Origin of the sequence: Pseudomonas sp. UMAB-40, assembly GCF_900095275.1 — a bacterium.
Classification (GTDB): domain Bacteria; phylum Pseudomonadota; class Gammaproteobacteria; order Pseudomonadales; family Pseudomonadaceae; genus Aquipseudomonas; species Aquipseudomonas mandelii_B.
The window spans coordinates 123,564-129,612 of sequence record NZ_LT607558.1; the positions used below are offsets into that span (position 1 = coordinate 123,564).

Consider the following 6,049-nt stretch of genomic DNA (forward strand, 5'->3'; position numbering starts at 1 on the left):
AATGGAATTTACGGCTAGGCTCGCGTTTGATGAGCGGCTTTATGACGGACAGGTTTTGCAAAAAGCCGCTTACCGCTCGATGAATTCACTGACAGCTGATATCACATGCGCTGATGGAAAATTTATCTGCGCCTTATCCTCGAATATCGGCATAGATGAACCTGCGTTTCTCTCAGCTGTTCAAGAATTCAAGAAGGATGTCCTCGACTACCAGCTGCGTCACAAGCTGAACGCTGAGACCCTACCGATCAGGAATCTGATCCTTGGGCTGGCCTTCTCAAAAACCGGACTGATCAGTGAGTAAATTCCATAAGCTGGAATTTTATGTAGAGCAACGCCCCTACGAATTGCTGCCTTTCAAATTTGATCGCCTGAATGACGACAAGTACGTCATCACCAATATGGCAGGCGAGTATCACGTCATACCAATACCAATGCTCGAACCGCTGATCAGCAAAACGCTTGCGATCACATCAGAGCTGATCCCTGCGCTCCGGTCGAAGCAGTTCATCCGATTCGCCAACGAGCAGGCGCCACTTCAGCTTTTGGCACTCAAAATTCGCACACGCTTGTCCCGACTAGCCCAGTTCACCAATCTGCACATCTTTGTCGTGACCCTTCGCTGCGACCATAGCTGCCCGTATTGCCAGGTATCAAGGCAATCGGAGAGTAAAGGGGAATTCGACATGACGCGAGAGATGGCTGAAAAGTCGCTTGATTTCGTTTTCAGATCCCCCAACCCAGCCATCAAAATAGAATTTCAGGGTGGTGAGCCACTGCTGAACTTTGAGATGGTGGAGTACATCGTTCTTGAGGCTAAAAAACGCAATCTTAAAGAAGGTCGCGATCTTCAGTTCGTCATCGCAACCACGCTGTCGCTTCTGACTGATGACGTACTCGACTTCTGCAAGCAGCACAACGTCGTACTTTCTTCCTCACTCGACGGGCCAATGGACCTTCATAATGCGAACCGCCCAAGACCTGGACGAGACAGTCATCAGCGTTTCGAAGAAGGACTGAAAAAGGCCCGCGCAGCTCTTGGCTACGACCAAGTGTCGGCTCTAATGACGACTACTGATAAGAGCCTTCCGCGAGCCCGTGACATCATCGATGAGTACTTGCGTTTGGGCTTTGACGGAATTTTCCTCCGCACTCTTTCTCCATACGGCTTCGCAATCAAGACCAAAAAATTCATGACGTATGACACTGAGCGCTGGTTGGAATTTTACAAGGAAGGTCTTGATTACATCATTGAACTGAACAAGTCCGGCATACGATTTGTCGAGCAATACTCCTCTCTCGTACTGACAAAAATGCTGACCTCTGGGGATCCTGGCTTTGTTGATTTGATGAACCCCGCTGGCGCAGGTATAGCCGCCATCGTGTTCAATTACGATGGAGCCGTCTATGCCTCAGATGAAAGCCGGATGCTTGCCGAGATGGGCGATCATACGTTCAGACTGGGCAACGTTCTTGAGCATTCCTATGAGGAGATCATTCTCTCCGATCAGCTTCTGGACGCACTGGAAAATTCCTTCACCTTGAGCGCCCCTATGTGCTCCGACTGTGCGTTTGAGCCTTACTGTGGTGCCGAACCTGTCTACCACCACGCCATGCACAAGGATCTGGTAGCGAGAAAACCCGAATCCTCGTTCTGCAAGCGCAACATGGCGATTTTTAAGCATCTCATTGAACTGATGGGACGCGACGAACATACGAAACGGATTTTTATGGGGTGGGCCAATCGATGCTGAAGCTCAGTGGGAAGGTTGTCCGTATCCACGCGGTCAATGTTTACAGGGCCCTCACCCTGATCAAGGTTTCCACCAATCGGAACCTGCCTGAAATCCTGCGACGGGAAATGGCGTATCTGATTTCCGATCACCAGATACCCACAGGTTTTGCCCACTATTTACTGACTGAGCAATATCAGAAGCTGGCGGAGGGACTGCCTGCCGGCTCTGACTACTCCATTCTGGCGAATGAATTCAGTTACATCGGTGACAATGACGTTATCCGGCTTTCATCTGATCGCCAGAGTATTCGAGTGTTGTTTAGGGCTACGTCACCCAACAACAGCATCCTGCTGACCGAGCAGTGCAATAACTACTGCCTTATGTGTTCTCAACCGCCTAAAGCTGCTGATGATTCATGGATACTCGATGAGGTCGAGAGCTTGATTCCGTTGATCCCGAAAGAGACCCGGGAGCTAGGGTTTACGGGAGGTGAACCTACGACGGACAAAGAGCGTTTTCTTAAGATCATTCGCCTGACAAAAAGCTATCTGCCAAGAACCGCGATTCACATCCTTTCTAACGGTCGAAGCTTCAAAGATCCAACGTTCGCAGAAAAATATTCCGCAATTCAATTGCCTGACGCGATGGTCGGAATCCCCGTCTACTCAGACGATCCGACACTGCATGACTATATCGTCCAGGCTCAAGGAGCGTTCGATGAAACCATTCAGGGCATTCTTAACCTCAAGCGCCTGGGCCAGAAGGTCGAGATCCGAGTGGTCATACACAAGCTCTCTGTGCAGCGACTTCCTGAGTTGTGTGAGTTCATCGCCCGCAATCTTCTTTTTGTCGATCAAGTGGCACTGATGGGCCTTGAAATGATGGGCTTCACCAGAGCCAATCTAGACGAGCTATGGATTGATCCAATTGAGTACAAAGACACGCTTAGCAGGTCCGTTAGCATTCTGGCCAAGTACGGCATGAACATTTCGGTCTACAACCATCAGCTTTGCTTGGTAAACCCCGACATCCTGCCCTACTACCGCAAATCGATCAGTGATTGGAAAAACGAGTTCGCACCCGAATGCCAGAGCTGTAAAAAACAGACTGAGTGCGGCGGCTTCTTCGCCTCGGGTGTCAAATTCGGCTACAGCAAACAGCTATCTCCTTTCTGACCCTCTCACGTCGAAATCTGCATTTTCAGTCACAAGCGTTCTATGTACGACAATCAGCGTCCGTATTGATCCTCTTGGCAATTATTTCAAAGCAGCGGTTTCAGTGTCGGCCAGACATTTTCCAGCAACTTGTCCTGAGCGCCTGCGGCCGGGTGCAATCCGTCGGCTTGCATCAAGTCCGGATGACCGCCCACGCCGTCGAGAAAAAACGGCACCAGCGGGATTTTTTTCTCTTCGGCCAGCGCGCTGTAGACCTTCGCAAAAGCCTCGGTATAACGAACGCCGTAGTTGGGTGGCAGTTGCATGCCGAGCAAAAGCACCTTGGCACCACTGTCCCTGGAGCTGTCGATCATCGACGCAAGGTTTTGTTGCAAATTAGCTGGGGGCATTCCGCGCAGGCCATCGTTGCCGCCCAATTCGAGGATCACCAGTTCAGGCTTATGCTCTGCAAGCAGCGCAGGCAGGCGCGCCTGGCCTCCGGCACTGGTGTCGCCGCTGATGGAGGCATTGACCACCTTATCGTCGAAACCTTCGCGCTTGAGCCGTTGCTCAAGCAGCGACACCCACCCCAAGCGGGTATCCAGGCCGAAACCGGCGCTGATACTATCGCCAACGATCAGGACAGTACCCGCCGCTGCGTTCTGGGCCATGCACATCAAGGCCAGGCCAGCACTCAAAAACCACACACGCATCGGATTCTCCATGGGCGCAAGCATTCTCACCGCGAAGAACCTCAGCAAAGTGGTTCCCAGCGCGGAAGGTGAACTGACTATCCTGCACGAACTCAGCCTGGAACTGAACAAGGGCGACAGCCTGGCCATCGTTGGCGCCTCCGGTTCCGGCAAATCCACCCTCCTGGGCCTGCTCGCCGGCCTCGACCTGCCGAGCAGCGGTGAAGTCACCCTCGCCGGCCAGGGCCTGAGCAATCTCGATGAAGATCAGCGCGCGCGCATTCGGGCCGAGCATGTGGGTTTTGTGTTTCAGTCGTTTCAACTGCTGGACAGCCTCAACGCGCTGGAAAACGTCATGCTGCCGCTGGAACTCGACGGCCGCAAAGATGCCCGCGAACGTGCCACTCAACTGCTCCAGCGCGTGGGCCTGGGCCAGCGCCTGACCCATTCGCCGCGCCAGCTCTCCGGTGGCGAACAGCAGCGCGTAGCGATTGCCCGTGCGTTTGCCGCCGAACCCGATGTGCTGTTTGCCGACGAACCCACCGGCAACCTCGACAGCCATACCGGCGAGCGCATCAGCGACCTGCTGTTCGAACTCAACCAGGAACGCGGCACGACCCTGGTGCTGGTGACCCACGACGAACGCCTGGCACATCGCTGCCGGCGCCTGATCCGCCTTGAAGCCGGCCTGCTGGTCGCCCCTCTGGAGCCTTGATGGCACGCCTGCCGCTGTTGCGCCTGTTCAGCCTTGCCATCCGCCAACTCCTGCGCGACGCCCGCGCCGGTGAGTTGCGCGTGTTGTTCTTCGCCCTGGTGGTTGCCGTGGCGGCGAGTACCGCCATCGGTTACTTCGGTGCCCGCCTGAATGGCGCCATGATGTTGCGCGCTACCGAATTTCTCGGCGCCGACCTGTTGCTTGAAGGCAGCTCGCCCGCGCGTCCGGAACAGATCAAAAGTGGCACGGAACTGGGACTCGAACACGCTCAAGTGGTGGAGTTCTCCAGTGTGATCGCCACCGACAACGGCATTCAGCTGTCCAGCATCAAGGCCGCCGACGACGTTTATCCGCTGCGCGGCGAACTGAAAAGCGCCCCGGCGCCCTTCGCCCCGGAAGAACCCGGTGGCGGACCGAAACCCGGCGAAGCTTGGGTCGAAGCGCGACTGCTGACCGCGCTCGATCTGAAGATCGGCGACAGCATCGATGTCGGTCTGCGCACCCTGAAACTGGCGCGCGTCCTGACCTACGAACCGGACCGTGCCGGTAACTTCTACAGCCTCACGCCGCGGGTGCTGATCAACCTCAGCGACCTCGCCGCGACCGGCGTGGTGCAACCCGGCAGCCGGGTCAGTTACCGCGAACTCTGGCGCGGCAAAGCCGAGGCGCTGGAAACCTATCGTCAACTGATCAAACCCGGCCTGGCCGCCAACCAGCGCATACAGGATGCTCGCGACGGCAATCGACAGATTGGCGGCGCCCTGGGCAAGGCCGAACGTTACCTGAACATGGCCAGCCTGGTCGCCGTTCTGCTGTCCGGCGTGGCCGTGGCGCTGTCGGCAACACGCTTCGCCACTCGCCGATTCGACGCCAGTGCATTGCTGCGTTGCCTGGGTCTGTCACGTCGGGAAACCATGGTGCTGTTCAGTTTGCAGCTGACGGTACTTGGCCTGCTCGCCAGCCTCAGTGGCGCCCTCCTCGGCTGGCTCGCACAGCTTGGATTGTTCGCGTTGCTGCATGATTTATTGCCGACCGACGTACCACCGGGCGGTCTGTTTCCCGCCATCGCCGGGATCGGCACCGGGCTGGTGGCTCTGGCCGGTTTTGCCCTGCCGCCCTTGGCTGCACTCGGTCGAGTGCCGCCGTTGCGGGTACTGCGTCGAGACATGCTGCCGATTCCTTCCAGCACCTGGATGGTCTATGGCGCTGCCCTGGGTGCCCTCGGCCTGATCATGTGGCGCCTGAGCCTCGACCTGGTGCTGACCTTCGCCCTGCTCGGCGGCGGCGTGATCGCCGCGGTGATACTCGGCGGCCTGTTGTTGCTGCTACTCAAAAGCCTGCGCCGGATGTTGGCTCGCGCCTCGTTGCCCTGGCGCCTTGGGCTGGGCCAACTGCTGCGTCATCCTCTGGCGGCAGCGGGACAAGCCCTGGCCTTCGGTCTGATTCTGTTGTCCATGGCGTTGATCGCGTTGTTGCGCGGCGAGTTGCTGGACACTTGGCAGAACCAGTTGCCGAAAAACGCGCCGAACTATTTTGCCCTGAACATCCTGCCCGCCGACAAACAGGCCTTCACCGATCGACTGATTGAACTGTCAGCTCAATCGGCGCCGCTGTACCCGGTGGTGCCGGGACGACTGATCAGCATCAACGGCGAGCCGGTGCAGGAAATCGTCAGCAAGGATTCGGCGGGGGACCGGGCTATCCAGCGCGACCTGAGCCTGACCTGGGCCGCAGACCTGCCGGCGGGCAACA

Annotated in this window: 6 protein-coding genes; 5 read left to right on the top strand and 1 reads right to left on the bottom strand. The window is 56.7% G+C overall.

What is annotated here, in order from left to right; genetic code table 11:
* The first annotated feature begins 1 nt into the window (after position 1).
* Genes hxsD through hxsC form a run of 3 tightly spaced genes read left to right on the top strand, consistent with a single transcriptional unit; the run spans position 2 to position 2,911 of the window.
* Positions 2-304, top strand: coding sequence for a His-Xaa-Ser system protein HxsD (gene hxsD, locus K0F88_RS13190; protein WP_219095322.1), 303 nt, complete (start codon positions 2-4; stop codon positions 302-304).
* Positions 297-1,754: a His-Xaa-Ser system radical SAM maturase HxsB gene (hxsB, locus tag K0F88_RS13195; RefSeq protein WP_219095323.1), complete on the top strand. Its 1,458-nt coding sequence runs from the start codon at positions 297-299 to the stop codon at positions 1,752-1,754. The genes hxsD and hxsB overlap by 8 nt, the downstream gene beginning before the upstream one ends.
* Entirely contained in the window at positions 1,748-2,911 is a 1,164-nt protein-coding gene (gene hxsC / locus K0F88_RS13200; RefSeq protein ID WP_219095324.1) for a His-Xaa-Ser system radical SAM maturase HxsC, read from the top strand. The genes hxsB and hxsC overlap by 7 nt, the downstream gene beginning before the upstream one ends.
* A gap of 86 nt (positions 2,912-2,997) precedes the next feature.
* On the opposite strand, the gene K0F88_RS13205 is transcribed toward hxsC, so the two are convergent.
* Entirely contained in the window at positions 2,998-3,603 is a 606-nt protein-coding gene (locus K0F88_RS13205; protein WP_219095325.1) for an arylesterase, read from the bottom strand.
* 10 nt (positions 3,604-3,613) lie between these two features.
* On the opposite strand from K0F88_RS13205, the gene K0F88_RS13210 reads away from it, so the two are divergent.
* Together K0F88_RS13210 and K0F88_RS13215 are read left to right on the top strand one after the other, a co-directional pair.
* A complete protein-coding gene (locus tag K0F88_RS13210) occupies positions 3,614-4,297 on the top strand; it encodes an ABC transporter ATP-binding protein (protein ID WP_109633656.1) in 684 nt (227 codons plus the stop codon).
* The coding region (locus tag K0F88_RS13215) for an ABC transporter permease (RefSeq protein WP_374039716.1) at positions 4,297-6,049 on the top strand (1,753 nt) is incomplete at its 3' end. The genes K0F88_RS13210 and K0F88_RS13215, both read left to right, overlap by 1 nt.

Bases quoted from the DNA above. Each gene is read 5' to 3' on its own strand.
- hxsD (WP_219095322.1), top strand. From the start codon at position 2: ATGGAATTTACGGCTAGGCTCGCGTTTGATGAGCGGCTTTATGACGGA.
- hxsC (WP_219095324.1), top strand. From the start codon at position 1,748: ATGCTGAAGCTCAGTGGGAAGGTTGTCCGTATCCACGCGGTCAATGTT.
- K0F88_RS13205 (WP_219095325.1), bottom strand. From the start codon at position 3,603: ATGCGTGTGTGGTTTTTGAGTGCTGGCCTGGCCTTGATGTGCATGGCC.
- K0F88_RS13210 (WP_109633656.1), top strand. From the start codon at position 3,614: ATGGGCGCAAGCATTCTCACCGCGAAGAACCTCAGCAAAGTGGTTCCC.